Genomic DNA, 19442 nt, shown 5'->3' with positions numbered 1-19442 from the left:
ACAGCCCGGGACCTCCGAGGCGTTCGTGCCCCGGAGGTCCCTCGACGCGTTCACCGGCGCCGCGTCGGTGCGGAGCCGCTCAGGAGAGCGAGATCTCCGGCTTGTAGAGGTCGAGCCACAGCGCCAGGTCCAGCGTGCGCTCCAGGCCGCGCCGGGACGCCTGGGTGATCTGGGGTGCGTCGTGCCGGGCCGCGCGCGCGACCCGGTCGCGGTCGACGAGGTCGAAGACCGGATGTGAGGGCCGCGCCAGCAGGTCCTTGGCGTGACCCTGCAGCGCGAGCGCGTACTTGGGGTCCTGGGTGGAGGGATAGGGGCTCTTGACCCGGTCGTAGACCGACTTCGGCAGCACGTCCGCCGTCGCCTCGCGCAGCAGGGACTTCTCCCGGCCGTCGAAGGACTTGAGCGACCAGGGCGTGTTGTACACGTACTCGACGAGGCGGTGGTCGCAGAAGGGCACGCGCACTTCGAGGCCGACCGCCATGCTCGCCCGGTCCTTGCGGTCGAGCAGGACGCGCACGAAGCGCGTCAGGTGCAGATTGCAGATCTTGCGCATCCTGAACTCGAAATCGCTCTCGCCGTCCAGGCGTTGGACCCCGGCGACCGCGGTGTCGTAGCTGTCCTGGATGTACGACGGAAGATCGAGGGCGGCCGTCAGATCCGGCCTCAGCACATCGGAGTCGTCCCCGAAGTGCTGAGCGAAGCGCACAAGCCAGGGGAACGTGTTGGCGCGCCGCGCCTCCTCGTCGAAGAACTGCAGATACCCGCCGAAGACCTCGTCGGCCGACTCCCCCGAGAGCGCGACGGTCGAGTGCTCGCGGATGGACCGGAACAGGAGGTACAGCGAGGCGTCCATGTCTCCGAAGCCCATCGGGATGTCCCGGGCCCGGATCACCTGGGCCCGCACCTCGGGGTCGGCCAGCGCGTTCGAATCCAGCACGATGTCACGGTGGTCGGTGCCCGATGCCCGTGCGACGTCGTGCACGTACGGCGTGTCCGGGGTGGTGCGCAGCTCGTCGGCGACGAAGTTGTCCGCCTGGCCCAGGAAGTCGACCGCGAAGCTGCGCACCGTCTCGCCGTTCTCGGCCAGCTGGCGGGCGGCGATCGCCGTCATGGCGGAGGAGTCGAGACCGCCGGAGAGCAGTGTGCAGCGCGGTACGTCCGCGACCAGCTGGCGCCGGACGATGTCGTCGAGGAGTGACCGCACATGGGCGATGGAGTCGTCCTTGCTGTCCGTGTGCGGGCGGGTCTCCAGCTGCCAGTAGACGTGCCGGCGCAGTCCGTTGCGGTCGACCGTGACGACCGTGCCGGGCTCGACCTCGCGCATCCCCTCCCACACGGCGTGGCCGGGCGTCTTGACGAACGCGAAGAGTTCGCGCAGCCCGTCGAGACCGACGCGGGCGCGGGCCAGCGGGTTGGCCAGGATCGCCTTGGGCTCGGAGCCGAACAGGACGCCGTCCGGGGTCTCGTAGTAGTAGAAGGGCTTGATGCCCATCCGGTCGCGGATCATCACGAGCTTGTCGTGGCGCCCGTCCCACAGGGCGAACGCGTACATGCCGTTGAGCCGCTCGGCAACCGCTTCACCCCACTCCAGATACCCGCGAAGCACCACCTCGGTGTCGGAGTCGGTGGTGAACCGGTGACCACGACCGGTCAGTTCACGGCGCAGCTCGGTGAAGTTGTACGTCTCGCCCGAGTAGACGAGAGCGACCGGGCCCTGCGGTGTGTCGGCCGTCATCGGCTGGCGCCCGCCGGGCAGGTCGATGATCGCCAGCCGACGGTGCCCGAGGGCGGCCGGACCGTTGATCCATGTGCCGCGGTCGTCGGGGCCGCGGCAGGACATCGTCTCCGTCATCGCGTCCACGGTCGCGGACGCACTGTGCAAGTCGCGTTCGAAGGAGACCCAGCCGGTGATGCCACACATGCGCTACCTCCTGCGTGCTGTCGTCGGCCAGGGCCCGGGAACCACAGCTGAACAGCGGATTCGAGGTCTGCGCCACTCCTGGCCGAACTAGATGTACGGCGCAGTTACGTACCGAGAGTGCGTCCTGTCATTGCATACGGTCAATGTGGCCGTAACACCGCGAGGTCCGCCACCCACAGGCTTTCGGCCGCCCGCCGCACCGCGTGGGACCACGTCGGTACGGGCCGGGCCGCGCCCCGCCCGCTCGGGCGGGAGCCCGGGGCCGGCGGAGCGACACGTTCCGGCCACGGGCAAAGACTTACTCAATGTTGCGCATCACTCCAGGGACGCGGTGACGGGCCGCTCAGCGACGGGGCTGGGGCCTCGGGCCTGGCACGGGTACCCCACAACTCCCGCCTCCTGGGTATGGCCCGCCTCACCTGCGGAAAAGGAAACGGGAAACAGCACCGATCGCCTTGTCCGCCCGGCAGGGGTTGCCGCACTCTTCTGTGCGGGGCGCTTCGCCTGGACGGATGGTTATGGAGGTTCCCGTGCCCCAGCCGTCCCCCGAGTTCGGCGAGGACCTGAGGAGGCGTCGCCTGGACGCCGGACTCAGCCTCACAGCGCTATCTGCCGCCGTGCACTACAGCAAGGCGCAACTGAGCAAGGTCGAACGAGGTATCAAGGCGCCCAGCCGCGATCTCGTCCGGCTGTGCGACGCCGTCCTCCAGGCCGACGGTGCACTGAACGCTCTGGTCAGCACAGCCGGTGCCGGCACACCGATCGAACCGGCGCCGGGTGAAATCGATGAGGAGGAGTGGATGATGCAACTGTCACCGGACGGCCGGGGCTGGTTCCAGCCCGTTGGGCGGCGACAAGCGGTGAGCGCCGGCACCGCCTCGTTGATGAGACTCGGGATGGGCGGTCGGGGCCCGGTCGGACTGGCTTCGGGTGCGGGCATGCTCGATGCGTCCCGCTCCCTGTTCACTCACTACCGGCGGCTCGGCCAGAGCGTCGAACCCGGATTCCTGCTGCCTGGCCTGATCGCGCAGACGCACACGTTGCGGGAACTGTCCGCGCATTCCAACGGCAAGCCCCGTCTTGCGTTCCTGGAGCTCGCCTCCCGGTACGCCGAGTACGTCGGTTGGCTGGTGCAGGAGTCCGGGGACGAACAGGCCGCGCTGTGGTGGACTCAGCGCGCGGTGGACCTCGCGGCCGCGGGCGGTGACCCGGCACTGGCCGGCTACGCCCTGGTCCGCAGGGCGTTGATCACGCTCTACCAGGGTGACGCCGAGCAGACGGTGGCACTGGCCCAGCGGGCGCAGAACGGCACGCTTCCGCCGCGGATCCGCGGGCTGGCGGCGCAACGTGAAGCGCAAGGGCACGCGCTTGCGGGTAACCACCGTGCCTGCCTGCGTGCTCTGGACCGCGCCCGCGCCCTCCTCGCCCGCCAGGAGGGCGGCCCTGACGCAACCGTGATCGGCAGCATGCATCTGCCCGACTCGGTCGGCATGGTCACCGGCTGGTGCCTGGTCGATCTCGGCCGGCCTCGGGAGGCGGCCGAGGAACTGGACCGGCAGCTTTCCCTGGTCTCCGACGACGCGCTGCGAACGCAGGTGCGGTACGGCATTCGCCGGGCGCTCGCCTACGCGTCGGACGGGGAGATCGACCATGCCTGTGCGTTGACGGCACCCCTGCTCGACGGCGTGGCGGCAATCCGCTCCGCGACCATCACGATCGATCTCCATCGCCTCGCCCGCATCCTGGCCCGCCACCCCGATCACGACTCGGTACGCCGGCTGGGACCGCGGCTCGGCACGTTATCGCGCCTTCCCACTTCCTGAAGAGAGGCATCGTCATGACCGACGTTTTCATCAACTATCGCACAGGTGACGGCGAGAAGACCGCCACCCTGATCGACCAGGAACTCTCGCGCCGCTTCGGCAGTAGCCGGATCTTCAGAGCCTCGAAATCCATCGCGCCCGGCCAGGCCTACCCCGAGACCCTGTTGACCAAGCTGAGGCGCAGCACCGTACTCCTGGCCGTCATCGGCCCGGACTGGACGAATTTCCGGGACCGGCTGCGTGATCCGGAGGACTGGGTACGCAAAGAGCTCCTTGAGGCATTCGCATGCGAACTTCCGGTCGTCCCCGTACTGGAGGGCCGGAAGACCGGCCGACTGAACAAGAACGACCTGCCGGAGGAACTCGCCCGGCTCGTCGACCTCCAGTCCATCCCGTTCAGCACACACGACGCCGAGGCGGGGCTGAAGAAGCTGGGTGACGTGGTGGCCGACATGGTCCCCGGGCTGCGCGGCCTGGACCGGGACGCGGCCCCGTCGCTCGTGCCGGACTCCGTGGTCAATTCGATCGGGGATGTGAGCGGAACAGCCGTACAGAGCCGCGACTTCACCGGAGACGTCGGCGGCACCGTCATCAAGGGTGCCGGCGGACCCGTCCACACGGGCCAGGGTGACATCTACCAGAATTCCCGCCATGTGTCGGGCGGCCGGCAGTTCTCCGGTAACGGGATGACGTACTTCGAGGGCGACCACCACGGCGACATCCAGCACCGCTTCGGTGAACCGGACCGGCACGAGGACGACGGCCGGTGAGCGGGAGCGGCAGCACACGGGTCGAGGACGCCCGCGGCCCCATGCACACCGGCAGCGGCAACATGTACGTCACTGTCGGCTCTGACGTTCAGGGCTCGGACCGGCCCTCCTTCCGCCGGATCGCCGACGACCAGCTCGCGTGGCTGCGACGTGTGCTGGTCGACCCGGTCGGCATGGGAAGGGCCCGCGCCCGACTCGCCGACACCGGCACCGTGATCCTGGACGGCACGCCCGGGGCCGGCCGGACCTCCGCGGCCCGTGTGCTCCTGCGCGAATACCACCAGGACGCCGGTGTCTTCCACGAACTCCTGCCGGGCGAGGAGGGCGAGCTGTCCCTCAAGGACCCGGATCTGGTCGGGGCCGGTGACCGACTGCTGCTGGACCTGTCGGCGGATGCCGTTCGGTGGGCCACGGCCCAGGCCGATCTCTCCGCCCTCCGCAAGGCTGTGCACGAACAACACGCGCATCTCGTGGTCGTCATGTCCAACGGGGGCGTCCTCGACTCCGATCTTCAGCCCTACCGGGTCGAGATCGAGAGCCCGCCGGGCTCAAGTGTCTTCCGGCGGCATCTTCGTATGCATGGTGTGCCGAGCGAGCAGTATCTCCAACCCGATCCCACCGTGGATGAGTTCCTGGATGGCGAGCGACCGATGCGGGAGGTCGCGGACTTCGCGGACCTCGTACGCCGGGCCCGCGAAGCCGGCCGGCCGGGCGACAAGTTCGCGCAATGGTGCGCAACGGCCCGAAGGGCACGGGCCGACCGGCGGAAGGATGTCGCCACCCTCGTCGCCCGCTTGCGTGAGAGTCCTCAACGGGCCCTGTTGATCACCGTGGCCATGCTCCACGGCGCTCACGCCGATGTCATCCACCACACGGCCCAGCTCCTGCTGCGCACCACCGGGGCACCACTCGACGAAATGCCGCTGCTCCAGCGCAAGGACCTCGCCGAACGCCTGTCGGAGATCTCCGCGGATACGGGACCGGGCGGCCACGTGCGTTTCACGGAGCTGGACTACGACTCAGCCGTCCGCACCCACATCTGGGACCACATGCCGGATCTGCGGCAGCGTATGGGAACCTGGGCGGCTCGCAGCGTGGACGCGAACGGCCCGCACGTCACCCGGGAACTCCGCGACGGGCTGGTGACACAGCTGGCCGGCCAGTACCTGCGGACCGGCCACGGGGAAGGCCTGGCATCACTCGCCGAGGACTGGAGCTCCAGCACTGCGAGCCGGGCCGGGCTGGAGGCCGCCGTCCAGGCTCTCACCTGTGGCCTGGAAGATCCCGTACAGGGAAGGAACTTCCGCGAAAGGATCTATCAGTGGTGTGCCCACAGACGGCTCCAGGGGAATTTCGCCCAGGTCCTCGTCCAGGTCTGCGCCGATGTCATCGCATCGAGCCATCCCGATCAGGCCATGCTCCGGCTGTACTACCTGGCCTGTCGCGAGCACGACACGGGCCCCGCCCTCCAAGCACTGTGTGACCTGGTGGGGACCAGCCGCCGACTGCGCCGACGGCTACTGAACCGGCTCGCGCGCCATGAACTCTCGCCGGCGGAACTCGGGATCTTCCTGCGCGTCTGTGACCCGGAGCCGCTGACCGACCCGTACGGCAACGCGCGCGCACTCGTGGACGAGAGCGCCGTACAGAATTCCTTGACGGCTTGTTGGCAGGCCGTACTGAGCGGACAGCCACGGACCGCATGGCAGCCGCACGCGGAACGCTGGCTGCACAGGGCGGCCGTCACCGACCTCCGTGGCGGCATCCTGCTCGACGTCCTCGTCGGAGCCGCCGGCAGGTGCGACGACCGCCGAGGCGCGGTCTTCGCGGCGCTGTACGCGAGCGCCCGTGACGCCGAGCGCACCGCCCCGTTCCGGTCCGCATACGCCGCGGTAACCACCGACCTCCTTCTCCAGAAGATCTGCGCAGCTCAGGGCCTCGGTCCGCCGACCACACCGCCGCGGGCGGAATCATCAGCCAGGAGAACCGAAACGTGACGACCGGATGCAAGGCGACCACCGTCTTCCTCACCATCCTGAGCGGACTGCTGCTGACCATCGTGGGCCTGACACGGCAGTGGCCGACGCCGGTGTGGGCGACGCTTGTGCCCGTCCTCGTCGCCGCCCCGTTCGTGGCCTTCAGCCTCGCCGCACGGCGCCGCGGTCCCGCGCGGATCGCCTTCGAGGAACAGCTCACAGCGGCTCCCGTCGAGCGCACGGAACACCACGTCAGCCGCGTCGCGCTGCCCAGCAACTGGGCCGATTACGACTTCCTGATCTCCGCGACCGTCCGCTGGTACTCCCTCTACCCGTCCGACGGCGACCCTGTACTCAACCCGGCGGGCCTGGCCGTCGAAGCGGTGCTGGACCGTGCCCGTGCGATCACCGAGTTGCGTGAGCCGGGCAGGGCATCACTCGTCCAGCACGAGCTGAGCGGTGCGCTCAGCCGGATGCGTCCGGACAGCACCGGGCACCTCCAGGCGATGGCGGAGAACGTCACGCTCACCCTGAGGGAGAACGACCAGGAGCGCCTGGACAGACTCGCCGGGGTACGCAAGGACAAGGCGGTCTGGGAGCACCAGCGGAAGTACGAGCAGAGCAAGCGCAAGTACCTGGGCGAGGACGTACTCAAGGACACCGGCAGTGCGGTGGTCTGGTGGCTCGCCAAGAACGACGATCACGTGGAGAAGACCGTGGCCGACCTGGGCCTCCTTGCCCGGCTTGCGTCCGCGGCCAACGACACCGAAGTACCTGAACTCCTCCGCGACCTCATCCCAGCTCCGCGGGGAGAACAGGGCTCCTGGGAGCCGCCGCAGGGGCGGTACGCCCCCTTCGAGCCCGGACCGACGGCCGCGGACCACCTGTCCGACGCGCTGAACGCGCTGGACTTCCCCGAAGGGGACCCGCGGCGGGGAATGCTCGCCAAGCAACTGGCCGACGTCATCCGGACACAGGACCAGCACGAGACGGCCGATGACGTACTGCGCCGGTTCGACCCGCCGGCGACCTTCACCCCGGACGGCGCGGAGCCTGCGGACTCCCCCGACGCCGGGGCCGGCACGACGCCCGGGACCCCGCCCCGAGAGGAAGACGATGGACACTGAACTTGCCGCCCTCGCCGCGTCCGGAGCAACCACCTTGGTTTCGCTCATGGTCACCGACTCCTGGGCTCAAGTGCGTGAGCTCGTCGGACGGCTCGTCGCCCGTACCGCTTCGGGCAGCGAGACGGTCACCGTACTGGACACCGCACGGGCAAGACTGCTCGCAAGCCGCGCCGACGACGACGGCGGCGCGCGAACCACGCGGGAAGTCACGGACCAGTGGCACGTCCGCCTGCACCACCTCCTGCGGACCGGCGCCGTCACCGGCGACGGCGTGCGTGACCTGCTGGCCTCCCTTCAGCGGATCGCGGGCGCCTCGGAAGCCGGCCAGGTCACCGTGCACAACGACATCAGCGGCGTAGTTCACCACGGCCCGGTGATCCAGTCGGGCCGGATCACCGGGCTCACCTTCCACCACCACGATCGGACCGCGCCAGGGCAGGCCTGAAGCGTCATGCCCCCCTGGTCCGGGTCCGCGGCAGTCTCGTCGCCCCCGCGGCGGCGAACAGGCAGAAGCCGAGGACCCACCAGAAGGTGTCGCCGAAGGCCGCGGAGATGTCCGGGCCGCGGGCGGACAGCCGGTTCTGCAGGACCACGGCGAGGGCAGCGGTGCCGACCGAGCCGCCCACGGTGTTGAGCAGGTTGAGCGCCCCGGACGCACGCGGGAGTTGCTCGGGCTCGATGCGGCTGTAGACGATGTTCATCACGGGTGCGCCGACCATGGCCATCCCGACGCCGCGGAGCGCGAGCGACGCGGCGATCACGGTGTCCGGGAGATCGTGGCCGAGCTGGGTGAACGGGGCCGTGCCGAGGAGGATCAGCACGATGCCGGTGACCACCAGGGTTCTCGGCGCGACCTTGTTGATGGTGCGGTTGACCAGCACCGACCCGGCCGCCGCGCCGATCCCCTGGGGGGCGAGCAGCAGCCCCGCCTCCCAGGCCGACATCCCGCGGCCGGTCTGGAAGTACAGCGGCAGCAGGAACATCGTGCCGAACACCGACGCGCCCAGGACGAGCAGGGCGACGGCGGCGGCGCCGAAGGGGGGCCGGGCGAACAGCCGGGGGTCGACCAGCGGGGTGCCGCGGGTCCGCAGGCCGTGGACGGTGAAGGCGGCGAGCATCGCCAGCCCCACGGACACCCCGGCGGTGGCCGGGACCGTGCGGCCGTGGGCGACCTCGGTCAGGCCGAACACCAGCACGGCCAGGCCGGGTGAGAGCAGCAGGGCTCCGCGCAGGTCGAACGGCGTCCGCCGGTTCGACGGGGGTATCGCCGGCACGTAGCGGCGGGCGAGGAGTGCGGCGACCACCCCGATCGGCAGGTTGACCAGGAACAGCCACGGCCAGGGCGCCACCGAGAGGATGGAGCCGCCGGCGAGTGGGCCGAACACCGGTGACAGCAGCGGGACGACCGCGACGACGCTGATCACCCGACCGGTGCGCCCGGGGCCCGCGACGCGGGCCAGCAACGCCTGCCCGGTCGCGGGCAGCAGCCCGCCGCCGAGGCCCTGGATCACCCGGAACACGATGAGGCTGGTCACCGACCAGGCCGACGCGCACAGCACCGAGCCGAGCAGGAACACGCCCACGGCGGCGAGCCACGTCCGCCGGCCGCCGAAGCGGTCGGCCAGCCAGCCGGACGCGGGCACGGCGGCGACCACGGCCAGCAGGTAGGCGGTGGTGACCCACTGGATCTCGGCGACGGAGACGCCGAACTCGTCGGTCAGTCTCTCGATTCCGACGCTGACGATCGTGGCGTCCAGGGTGGCCATGAAGGTGCCGAGCACCAGGATGAACGCGATCCGCAGCAGGTGTCGGTCGACCCGCTCGTCCGGCGGCGCGGTGTTCGCGCTCATCGGCCCTCCAGGAGGTCGAGCACGTCGTTGTCGAGGTGCTTGTCCAGGGTGCGGAGCAGGTCGAGCAGCTCCTCGGCGAGTCCGTCGGCGGCTGTGCCGATCCGGTGGGCGAGCACACCTGTCCAGCCGTCGCCGTCCGGCATGACGGTCAGGGTCACCGGGTGGTGGGTGGCCTCGCGGAAGCGGGTTGCGACGACCGTGAGCCCGGGGGCGGGTTCACGGAGCCGGTCCGGGTCGACCGGGTAGTTCTCGAACACCACCAGGCTGTCGAAGAGCAGGCGCCGCCCGGTCAGCCGTTCCAGGTCGGACAGGGGGACGTGGTGGTGCTCGATCAACGCCCGCTGCCCGGACTGGAGTCGGGCGAGGGTGTCGGCGAGCGTGCCCTTGAGGCGTGCGCGTACGGGCACGGTGTTGGCCAGCAGGCCGATGATCTCCTCGACGCCCTCCAGCTCCGGGGGACGGCAGGACACCATGGCGCCGAAGCAGACGTCCGCCTGGCCGGACCGCCGCGCCAGCAGCACCGACCAGGCGCCCTGCACCAGCGTGTTCAGGGTCAGACCGCGCCGGGCGGCGAGGCGGGTGAGGTCCGCCACCAGTGCCGTGTCGAACGCGATGACCTCGGGCTCCTGCCAGGCCGGGCCGGGCCGGCCGCCTCCCAGGTAGTCGCCCTCGGGCAGACCGTCCAGTTCGGCCGCCCAGGCGCCGAGGTCGGGCTCGTGCTCGGCGCACCAGGTCAGGTAGCCGGCGAACGGAACCGGGTCGGGCAGCTCCGGGGCCTCGCCGCGCACCCTCGCCGTGTACAGCGCGAACAGTTCGGTGAGGATACGCGGGGCCGACCAGCCGTCGGACAGTACGTGATGGCTGGTCAGGACCAGGTCGGCGCGTTCGGGGCCGCACCGGATCACGGTCAGCCGCAGGAGCGGGCCGCGGGCGAGGTCGAACGGCTCGGCCAGGTCGGCCGCGAGCACCTCATCGGCCGGTCCCTCGCTCACGCGGAAGTCCGGCCGGGGCGATACGGGGATCACGGCCAGGCCGGCGGGGAACACGGCGCCCAGGTTCGGGTGGCGGGTCAGCAGGTCGGTGCCGGCGGCGCGCAGGGCGTCGATGTCGAGCGGGCCGGCGAGGGAGAACGCCGACTGCACGGTGTACGGGTCGGGGCGTTCGGTGCGCGAGTGCCGCAGCATCACCTCCTGCAACGGGGTCAACGGCCGCACGTCCGCGGCCGGGCTGTCGTGGTCGAGCCCGCTGATCTCCGGGGCGGCGGCGACGCGCAGGAGCGCGGTCCGCAGGCTCTCCCCCAGCTCCTCGGCCTCGGTGGCGGTGAACAGCGCGGACGGCCAGGTGATCCGGACCCCGAGCGCGTCGTCGCGTACCAGGGCGTTGACCATCAGGCTGTACGGCAGCGGCATGGCGTCGGAGCCGTTCGAGCCGAGCGGGTCGGCGTCCGGGGGTGCCTGCCACGGTGTCTCCCGGTCCGGGGCGCCCGGGTACCGGCCGAGGTAGTTCCAGGCGATCTCCGGTTCCACGGGGTCCAGCAGACCTGCCGTGGTGAGGATGCCGTGGCCGAGGCCGTCGCCCTGTGCGCGCAGCCGCTCCCCGACCGCCCTCACGTCGTCGCCCGCGTCGAGCCTGACGGGGTGGACGGCGGTGAACCAGCCGACGGTCTGGGACAGGTCGACCTGCCGCGGGCGGCCGTGGCTCTCCAGCGCGACCAGTACCTCCGGTGTCCCGCGCCAGTCGCGTACCGCCTGGGCGAGCGCCGTCAGCAGCACGGCGTCCGGTGTGGTGCGGTGGGCGGCCGGCAGGGTCGTGATCAGGGCTCGGGTCGATCCGGTGTCGAGCCGGATCTCGTGGTGCTTCGCGGTGGCCACGGTGTCGCGGGCGGGGTCGAGCGGCGGGGCGAGCGCCGGGGTGGCGTTCATCCGCTGCCAGTGCGGGAGTTCGGCCCGCCGGTCGGCCTCGCGCAGCGAACGCGCCCAGCCGAGGAACGACTGGCCGTGCCGGGTCAGCGACCCGCCGGAGTGGGCGTGCTCCAGGTCGTCCAGCAGGACGCGCCAGGACACCCCGTCGACGACCAGGTGGTGGGCGATCAGGACGAGCCGGCCCGGCCGGTCCGGCCCGGCGTCCACCCACACCGCGCGCAGCAGCGGGCCGGTGCGCGGGTCCATCGACTCCAGGGCCCCGGCGATCGCGGAGTCGACCGGGGCCCGCAGGTCGCCGGAGGCCCGTACGCGGGTCAGGACGTCGGCGGCGGTCACCGTGCCGGCCGGCGGGATGTGCAGCGTGTCGCCGGTCAAGTGGGCCCGCAGTACGTCGTGACGGGCCAGCAGCGCGTCGAGGACGGACCGCCAGGCCGTCTCGTCGCCGCCCGGCGGGACGCAGATCTCCACCCACTGGCAGAATCCGTCCGCGGCCGTCCCCGCGCGGCGCAGCAGGTCCCGCATGACGGGGGTCAGGGGGGCGTCCCCGGTCGCGGGTGCGTCACCGTCGTCGAGGGTGCGGGCCCGTGCGGCGATACCGGCGACCGTCTCTCCCTCGAACACGTCCTTCGCGGTCAGGCCGAGTCCCTGGCGCCGGGCCCGCGACACCACTTGCAGCGACACGATGCTGTCCCCGCCGATGGCGAAGAAGTTGTCGTCGGGGCCCATGTCGTCGGTGCCGAGGACGTCCCGGAACACGCCGAGCAGGACGGCTTCGGCGCCGGTGACGGGTTCGCGCCGGGCGGCGGTGGCGGTCCCGGGTGCCGGCAGGGCGGCGGAGTCGAGCTTGCCGCTGGGGCTCAGCGGCAGCCGGTCGATCGGCACGAGCGCCGTCGGCACCATGTGGTCGGGCAGTACCCCGGCCAGGTAGGCGCGGACCCGTGCGGTGTCGAGGTCGGCGTCGTCGGTCGGGATGACGTAGCCGATGAGCCTGCCCTCCCGCACGACGACGGCGCAGGCGCGCACGTCGGGGTGGCCGGTCAGGGTGGACTCGATCTCGCCCAGCTCGACGCGGAAGCCGCGGATCTTGATCTGGTGGTCGGCGCGGCCGAGGAACACCAGTTGTCCGTCGGGCCGCCACCGCACCAGGTCGCCGGTGCGGTACATCCGCTCGCCGGGCGGACCGAACGGGTCGGCCACGAACGTGGCGGCGGTCAGGCCGGGCCTGCCGAGGTAGCCGCGGGCCAGGCTCGGCCCGGCGAGGTACAGCTCGCCCGTCACACCGGTGCCGGCCGGCTGGAGTCCGCCGTCGAGAACGTAGGCGCGGACGTTGGGGTCGGGGCGGCCGATGGGCAGCGGTCCGGTGTCGTCCGGGTCGTACTGCCACGTGACGGAGTTGATGGTGACCTCGGTCGGACCGTAGGCGTTGAACAGTGCCCTGCGGCCCTGGCCCCAGCGCCGCGCCAGTTCGGGGTCGAGGCGCTCGGCGCCGACGACGAAGAACACGTCGGGGCCGACCGTACGGTCGTCGGGCATCGCGGCGAGGAACGACGGCAGCAGGTTCACGCCGGTCACCCGGTGCTCGGTGATGTAGTCGAGCAGTTCGTCGCCGGGGACGCGCACCTCGTCGGGGGCGATCACGGACGTGCCGCCGGAGAGCAGCGGCACCATGGTCTGCCAGAACGCGACGTCGAAGCTCGTCGAGGCGAAGTGCAGGTAGCGGTCGTGCTCGGTGACGCCGACGACCTCCTCCTGGAGCGCGATCAGGTCGGGCACGCCTCGGTGGGTCACCCCGACGCCCTTGGGCCGCCCGGTGGTTCCGGAGGTGTAGATGACGTAGGCGAGCGCGTCCTCGGTGAGCCGGGCGCGTGCCTCGGCCGGGTCGGTGTCCGGTACGGACGCGAGCGCGGCCGGGTCGTCCAGCCGCAGTACCGGGATGTCGCGGTCGACGGGCAGTTCGGCGCCGGTGGTCACGACCGCTGCCGGGGCGATGTCGTCGAACATGTAGGCGAGCCGCTCGCGCGGGTAGCTCGCGTCCATCGGTACGTACACCGCGCCGGCCTTGGCCACGCCGAAGAGCGCCACGGTCATCTCGATGTCGCGTCCGAGCAGAACGGCGACCGGGTCCTGGGGCCGTACCCCGCGCGCGATCAGCGCGTGGGCGAGGCGGTTGGCCTGCCGGTCCAGTTCGTCATAACTGAGGCTGCGGTCGCGGCAGACCAGGGCCTCGGCGCCGGGCTTGCGGCGCACCCGGGCGGCGAACTCGTCCAGCCAGTGGCCGCGGGCCCTGGCGGCTACGGTCTCGGTGCCGGTACGCAGCATCAGCGCCCGCTCGTCGGCATCGAGTGCGGGCAGCCGGAGCGCGGGCCGTGCCGGGTCGTCGACGATCTCCCGCAGGAGGTTGTGCAGCCAGCGGCCGTAGTCGCGCACGGTCTCCCCGGCGAAGGCGCGCGGCTGGTAGCCGAGGCCGATCGTGATCTCCTCGTCCGGGATCACGATGACGGTCAGGGCGTAGTGCGTGGCGTCGGTGATGTCCACCCCGGCCAGGTCGAGGCCGGGGGCGAGCGGGGTCCGCTTCCGGCTGGAGAGCGGGAAGTTCTCCATGACCAGCATCGTGTCGAACAGTTCGCCGACGCCCACGGCACGCTGGATGGCGGGCAGGCCGACGTGGTGGTGCTCGGCCAGTACGACGCTGTCGGCGTGCACCTGTGCCATGAGGTCCGCCGCGGTCCGGTCCTGGGTGTGCCGGACGCGTACCGGGATCGTGGTGCCGAGCTGGCCGATCATCGACTCGACGCCGTCGACCTCGGCGGGCCGCCCGGACACCGGGCAGCCGAACACGACGTCGCGGCGGCCGGTGAGCCTGCCCAGCAGCAGGCCCCACGCCGTCTGGAGCACGGTCGTCAGGGTGACGCCCTGTTCGCGGGCGAACGCGCGCAGCCGGTCGCTGAATTCGGGGCCCAGCGCGATGGTCTCGCGGCCGGGCCGCTCGACCCCGGTCTCGATGCTCGCGGGTGCCAGCCGTGTCGCGTCGTCGACGCCGGCGAGCGCGTCCCGCCACGCGTCAAGGGACGCCTCCCGGTCCCGGCCGGCCAGCCAGCGGAAGTACTCCGAGAGCGGTGGGGCGGCGGGTGCGGCGGGTCCGCCGCTCAGTTCGGCGTAGAGGGCGAGCAGGGTGCGGCCGACCAGCGGCATCGACCAGCCGTCGAGCAGGGCGTGGTGGTTGGTGATCACCAGCTTGTGCTCGGCGGGCCCGACACGGGACAGCAGGAAGCGGATCAGCGGCGGCCTGGACGGGTCGAAAGGCCGCTCCAGATCGGCGCGGGCCGCCTCGGTGAACCGGTCGTCCTGCCGCCATTCCAGGGCGGCTTCGGCGGGGATCACCTGGACCACGTCGTCCCCGGCGGTGCCCAGGTACACGCGCAGGGCGGGGTGGCGGCGCAGCAGTTCGCGGGCGGCCTCGGCCATCCGGTCCGGCTCCAGTTCACCGGCCAGGGTGGTCACGGCCTGGACGACGTAGACATCGGTGTCCTGGTCGTCGCGGACCAGGGTGTGGAAGGAGAGCCCGACCTGAAGGGGTGTGGCGGGCAGGATGTCGGTGATGGGGCCGGTGCGTTCGAACGCGTCGATGGCGGGCTGGTCGAGGTCGACCAGCGGCAGGTCCGACGGGGTGAGCCCGCCCGCCGTGTGGAGCGCGTGCGCGGTCAGCGCGTCCAGGGCGGCGGCCCAGGACTGCTGGAGGGCTGTCACGGCGTCGGCGCCGAGTACGCCGGTCGCGGCGGTCCACTCGACGGCGAGCCGGGGTGCGCCCTCCTCGTGGACGAAGCAGTTGAGGGCCAGGATCTGTTCCAGGGCCTTGGCACCGGGCTCGGTCACCGAGAAGGCGTCGCGCTCCGGCAGGCGCCAGCCGGTCGCGGACAACGGGGCGAACCGGCCCAGGTAGTTCAGCAGCACGTCCGGCGGCGGGGTGGCGGCGAGTCCGGGGCCGGCCACCGGGTCGAGGTGGCGCAGGACGCCGTAGCCGATCCCGTTGTCGGGGACGCCGCGCCGGGCCTCCTTGGCGGCGCGCAGCGCCTGCCCCACGTCGTCGGAGGCGGGAACACGTACCGGGTACTCGCTGGTGAACCAGCCGACGGTGCGGGCCAGGTCGAGGTGTTCGCGGCCGTGGCCCTCCATCGAGACGGTCAGCGCGTCGCCCGTCAGGCCCCAGCCGCGCAGGGCGAGCACGAGTGCGGCGAGCAGCACCTCGTCGGCACCGGCGCGGTACGCCGCGGGCAGGGTGGTCAGCAGCGCCTCGGTGGCCTCGGCGGAGGCCACGGTGACGGACCGGTGGGCGGTGGAGACGGTGTCCCGTGCCGGGTCCAGTGGCCGGGCGCCGAGCCGGGTCGCGGAGCCGAGCGCGGTCCGCCAGTGGTCGAGTTCGCCGCGCCGCTCGCCGGATTCCCCCTGGCCGGCGAGGAGCAGCGCGTGCCGTCGCCAGGACGAGCCGACCGGTTCGAGAGTGCCGCCCGTGCACGCCGTGTGGAGGTCGGGGAGCAGGATGCGCCAGGACACACCGTCCATGGCGAGGTGGTGCACGACGACGACCAGCCGGTCCGGCGTGTCGTCGCCGGTACGGAGCAGGGCCGTCCGCAACAGGTCGCCCGAGCCCGGGTCGAGTTCGCCGGCCAGCCGCCGGGCCAGGGCGCTCACGTCCTCGCCGCCGGCCTCGACGGCGACGGCCCGCACCGTGCCGCGGGGCAGGATCTCCAGGCCGTCGGCCACCCGCAGGCGCAGTGCGTCGTGGTGGTCGAGCACGGTCTGTACGCCTGTGACCAGGTCGCCGTGGTCGAGTTCACCGACGCTCAGGGCGGTCCACTGCGCGTATCCGGCGACGCCGCCGACGTCCGAATGCGGGTCGAGCAGGCCTCGGACGATCGGCGGCGCGGGTACCGGCCCGACCGGGTCGTCCGCCGCCTCGGGCGCCCTGGCCGGCAGTTCGGCGGCGGCCGCCAGCGCGGCGAAGCCGCGGCGTGCCAGCAGGTCCCGGGGGCGCAGCGCGAGGCCCGCCGCGCGCAGTCTGCTGCTGACGGTGATGGCGGTGATGCTGTCCCCGCCGAGGGCGAAGAAGTCGTCGTCCACGCCGACCCGTTCGACCTCCAGCACCTCGGCGAGGACCGCGCACAGCAGCCGCTCCCGCTCGGTGCCCGGCTCCCGGCCCCCGCCGCCGGGCAGGACCGGTGCGGGCAGTGCGGCGCGGTCGAGCTTGCCGTTGGGTGTGACCGGCAGCCGGTCCAGCACCACCACCGCCGCGGGCACCATGTGCTCGGGGAGCCGTCCGGCCAGCAGGGCACGTGCCCGGTCGCCGGTGAGGGAGGTGGAGACGATGTAGCCGACCAGCCGGGACGACCGCACCGCGGCGGCCGCCGCGGTGACCCCGGGCAGCGCGGCGAGCGCCGCCTCCACCTCGCCGGTCTCCACCCGGTGGCCGCGGATCTTGACCTGGCCGTCGCCCCGTCCGCGGTACTCCAGCCCGCGGCCGGGCACCCACCGGGCCAGGTCGCCGGTGCGGTACATGCGCTCGCCCGGCGCGCCGAACGGGTCGGCGACGAAGCGTTCGGCGGTCGCCCCGGGCATGCCGTGGTAGCCGCGGGCCAGGTGCGGGCCGGCCAGGTACAGTTCGCCCGCCGTGCCGTGCGCCGCCGGTTGCAGCGCGCTGTCCAGCACGTAGATCCGGGTGCCCGCGAGCGGGTGGCCGATCGTCGGCTCGTCGCCCTCGATCCGTGCGGTGGTGCTGTCGACGGTCGCCTCGGTCGGGCCGTAGATATTACGTGCGGTGACGCCCGACTCGGCGACCCGCCGCCACAGCGCGGGCGGGGTGGCCTCGCCGCCGAGGACCAGCAGCGTGGGCCGCCGGTCCAGGAGGCCCGCGTCGACCAGCGGCGCCGCCATCGACGGGGTGGTGTCCACGATGTCGATGCCGTCGCGGGCGTACGCGGTGAGCAGTGCGTCGGCGTCGCGGGCGGTCTCGGTGTCGTAGACGTGCAGTTCGTGCCCGCACAGCAGCCACACCAGGTGGTCGAACGCGGAGTCGAAGGCGAACGAGTAGGTGTGCGCGACGCGCAACCGCCTGCCCGAGGACCGTTCGGCCTCCGCGACGACCGTCGACCGCTGGTGGTGCAGGAGTGCGGCCAGGCCGCCGGCCCGGCCGAGGACGCCCTTGGGGCGGCCTGTCGACCCGGAGGTGTGGATGACGTAGGCGAGGTGCTCGGGGTGCCGGGGGCCGGCCAGTTCATCGGCTGTCAGGGGCGCGCCGGACAGTGGGGCGGCCTCGTCGAGCAGGGTGTTCCACGGCAGTCCGTCGGTCGCGCCGGCGGTCAGTACCAGCGCGGGGCGGGTGTCGTCGATCAGTTCGCGCAGCCGCTCGGGCGGGTGCGCGGCGTCCAGGGGCAGGAACGCGGCGCCCGCGTCCAGGACGGCCAGCAGGGCGACCACCGAGTCGGCGGAGCGCGGCAGCGCGAGCGCCACGACGTCGTCGGGTCCGATGCCGCGGGCCCGCAGCGCACGGGCCAGCCGGTGCACCCGGTCCGCCAGTTCCGCCGCGGTCAGCCGGTCGTCACCGCAGACCAGGGCGGTACGCCCGGGTTCGGCGGCGGTCATCGTGCCGAACGCGGCCGGTATGTCCACCGGGGTGCCGGGCAGGGCGGGCGGGGACCACTGGGCCAACAGCCGGTCCAGGTCGCCGGTCAGGGCGATCCGGCCGACGGGGTGGCCGTCGGTCAGTCCGGACAGCAGGGCCAGGAGCCCGGACAGCAGACTGTCGACCGCGGCCTGGTCCTTGGACCGGGCGTCGACCTCGAAGCCGAGCAGCAGTCCGCCGTCACGGGTGGGCAGGACGCTCAGGCCCATGTCCTCCGGCGGTCCGCCCGCGACGTTGCGCATCACGCCGGCGGCCCCGGCGAAGTCGATCGCCAGGTCGAACGCCTTGAGGTTGATCCCGCGTCCGTGCAGCAGCGCACCGGCGCCGGGCGCTGCGAGGTCCCGGGGGAGGTCCTCGCCCCGGTAGCGCTGGTGGTCGCGCATCTCGCGCATGGCGGAGGCGACCCGCCGGCTCAGCTCCCCGAGCCCGTCCCCGCCGCGCACGGTCACCCGCAGCGGCAGCACGTTGACGGCCATGGCGGGGGTGCGCAGCTCGGCCGAGCCCGCCCGGCACATCAGCGGCAGCGCGAACACCACGTCGGTGGAGCCCAGCATGCGGTGCAGGAAGGCGGCGTAGCAGGCGATCAGCGCCTCGCCCCAGGCGACGCCCTCCCGGCCGGCGAACGCGCGCAGCCTGGCCGTCTCCTCGGGTGTGACGACGGCGCGGGCGGTCAGGGTTCGGTCTGGGGCGCCGGTGGCGGTGCCGGGGTCGTCGAGGTGGCCGAGTTCGGGCAGCGGGGTGAACCGCTCGACCCAGTAGGCGCGGTCCTCGGCGAACCGGTCGCTCTCCCGGTAGGCCCGGTCGGCGGCGACGAGGTCCGCGAACCCGCCGAAGGCCGGCCGCGGCAGCTCGGTCCCGCGCACCAGGGCGGTGTAGCGGGCGGCCGTACGGCGGGCGAGCATCGCGGCGGTGTAGCCGTCGAAGACCAGGTGGTGGCCGAGCTGGGTGTACCAGACCTCGCGGTCGGACAGCCTGATGACGGTACGTGCGTACAGGACCCGGTCCACCATCCCCCGGCAGGTTTCGCCCGCCCGCGCCCGCTCGGCGTCGACGAGTGCCTGGGCCGCGGCCGCGGGGTCGGCCGCGCCGCTGACGTCGACGATCTCGGGCAGATCGACCGGCTCCTCGCTCACCGCCTGGCGTGGCCCGTCCGGGGTGTCGTACACCCGCAGCCGCAGGGTCTCGGCCTCCTCGGTGGTCGCCCGGACCGCCTCGGCCAGCGCGTCCGCGTCGACCGGCTCGGTGCCGGATATCTCCACCACGTCGCCGACCACGTAGTACGGCGAGCCGGGCTCCAGGCGTTGCGCGTTCCAGATTCCCAACTGGGCACTGGTCAGGGCGAGAAGGCCGTCCGGGGGCGCGCTTGCGGTGCTCAAC

Annotated in this window: 8 protein-coding genes; 5 read left to right on the top strand and 3 right to left on the bottom strand. The window is 72.3% G+C overall.

The genetic code is table 11. The annotated features are described in order from the left end of the window. Positions 1-79: 79 nt before the first annotated feature. Positions 80-1921, bottom strand: coding sequence for an asparagine synthase (glutamine-hydrolyzing) (gene asnB / locus ACZ6S6_RS32105; RefSeq protein ID WP_469708363.1), 1842 nt, complete (start codon positions 1919-1921; stop codon positions 80-82). A gap of 530 nt (positions 1922-2451) precedes the next feature. Here asnB and ACZ6S6_RS32100 point away from each other — a divergent pair. The 5 genes from ACZ6S6_RS32100 to ACZ6S6_RS32080 are packed head-to-tail and all read left to right on the top strand — an operon-like array spanning position 2452 to position 8062. Beyond that, positions 2452-3744: a helix-turn-helix domain-containing protein gene (locus tag ACZ6S6_RS32100; protein ID WP_469708361.1), complete on the top strand. Its 1293-nt coding sequence runs from the start codon at positions 2452-2454 to the stop codon at positions 3742-3744. 14 nt (positions 3745-3758) lie between these two features. Further along, complete coding sequence (locus ACZ6S6_RS32095; protein ID WP_469708359.1) at positions 3759-4514, top strand: toll/interleukin-1 receptor domain-containing protein; 756 nt, start codon at positions 3759-3761, stop codon at positions 4512-4514. Continuing rightward, complete coding sequence (locus tag ACZ6S6_RS32090; RefSeq protein WP_469708357.1) at positions 4511-6511, top strand: hypothetical protein; 2001 nt, start codon at positions 4511-4513, stop codon at positions 6509-6511. The genes ACZ6S6_RS32095 and ACZ6S6_RS32090 overlap by 4 nt, the downstream gene beginning before the upstream one ends. Next, positions 6508-7617 carry a hypothetical protein gene (locus ACZ6S6_RS32085; RefSeq protein WP_469708355.1) on the top strand — a complete coding sequence of 370 codons (1110 nt, stop codon included), beginning with the start codon at positions 6508-6510 and terminating at the stop codon, positions 7615-7617. Before ACZ6S6_RS32090 ends, ACZ6S6_RS32085 begins: the two co-directional genes overlap by 4 nt. Then, complete coding sequence (locus ACZ6S6_RS32080; protein WP_469708353.1) at positions 7607-8062, top strand: hypothetical protein; 456 nt, start codon at positions 7607-7609, stop codon at positions 8060-8062. Before ACZ6S6_RS32085 ends, ACZ6S6_RS32080 begins: the two co-directional genes overlap by 11 nt. A 4-nt stretch (positions 8063-8066) precedes the next feature. On the opposite strand, the gene ACZ6S6_RS32075 is transcribed toward ACZ6S6_RS32080, so the two are convergent. Continuing rightward, positions 8067-9467, bottom strand: coding sequence for an MDR family MFS transporter (locus ACZ6S6_RS32075; protein WP_469708351.1), 1401 nt, complete (start codon positions 9465-9467; stop codon positions 8067-8069). Next, positions 9464-19441 carry an amino acid adenylation domain-containing protein gene (locus ACZ6S6_RS32070; protein WP_469708349.1) on the bottom strand — a complete coding sequence of 3326 codons (9978 nt, stop codon included), beginning with the start codon at positions 19439-19441 and terminating at the stop codon, positions 9464-9466. Before ACZ6S6_RS32070 ends, ACZ6S6_RS32075 begins: the two co-directional genes overlap by 4 nt. Position 19442 lies beyond the last annotated feature (1 nt).

This window comes from Streptomyces sp. NPDC048671, from assembly GCF_055587045.1.
The sequence above is the reverse complement of the archived record's forward strand: the minus strand, read 5'-3'. Positions and strand labels throughout refer to the sequence as shown.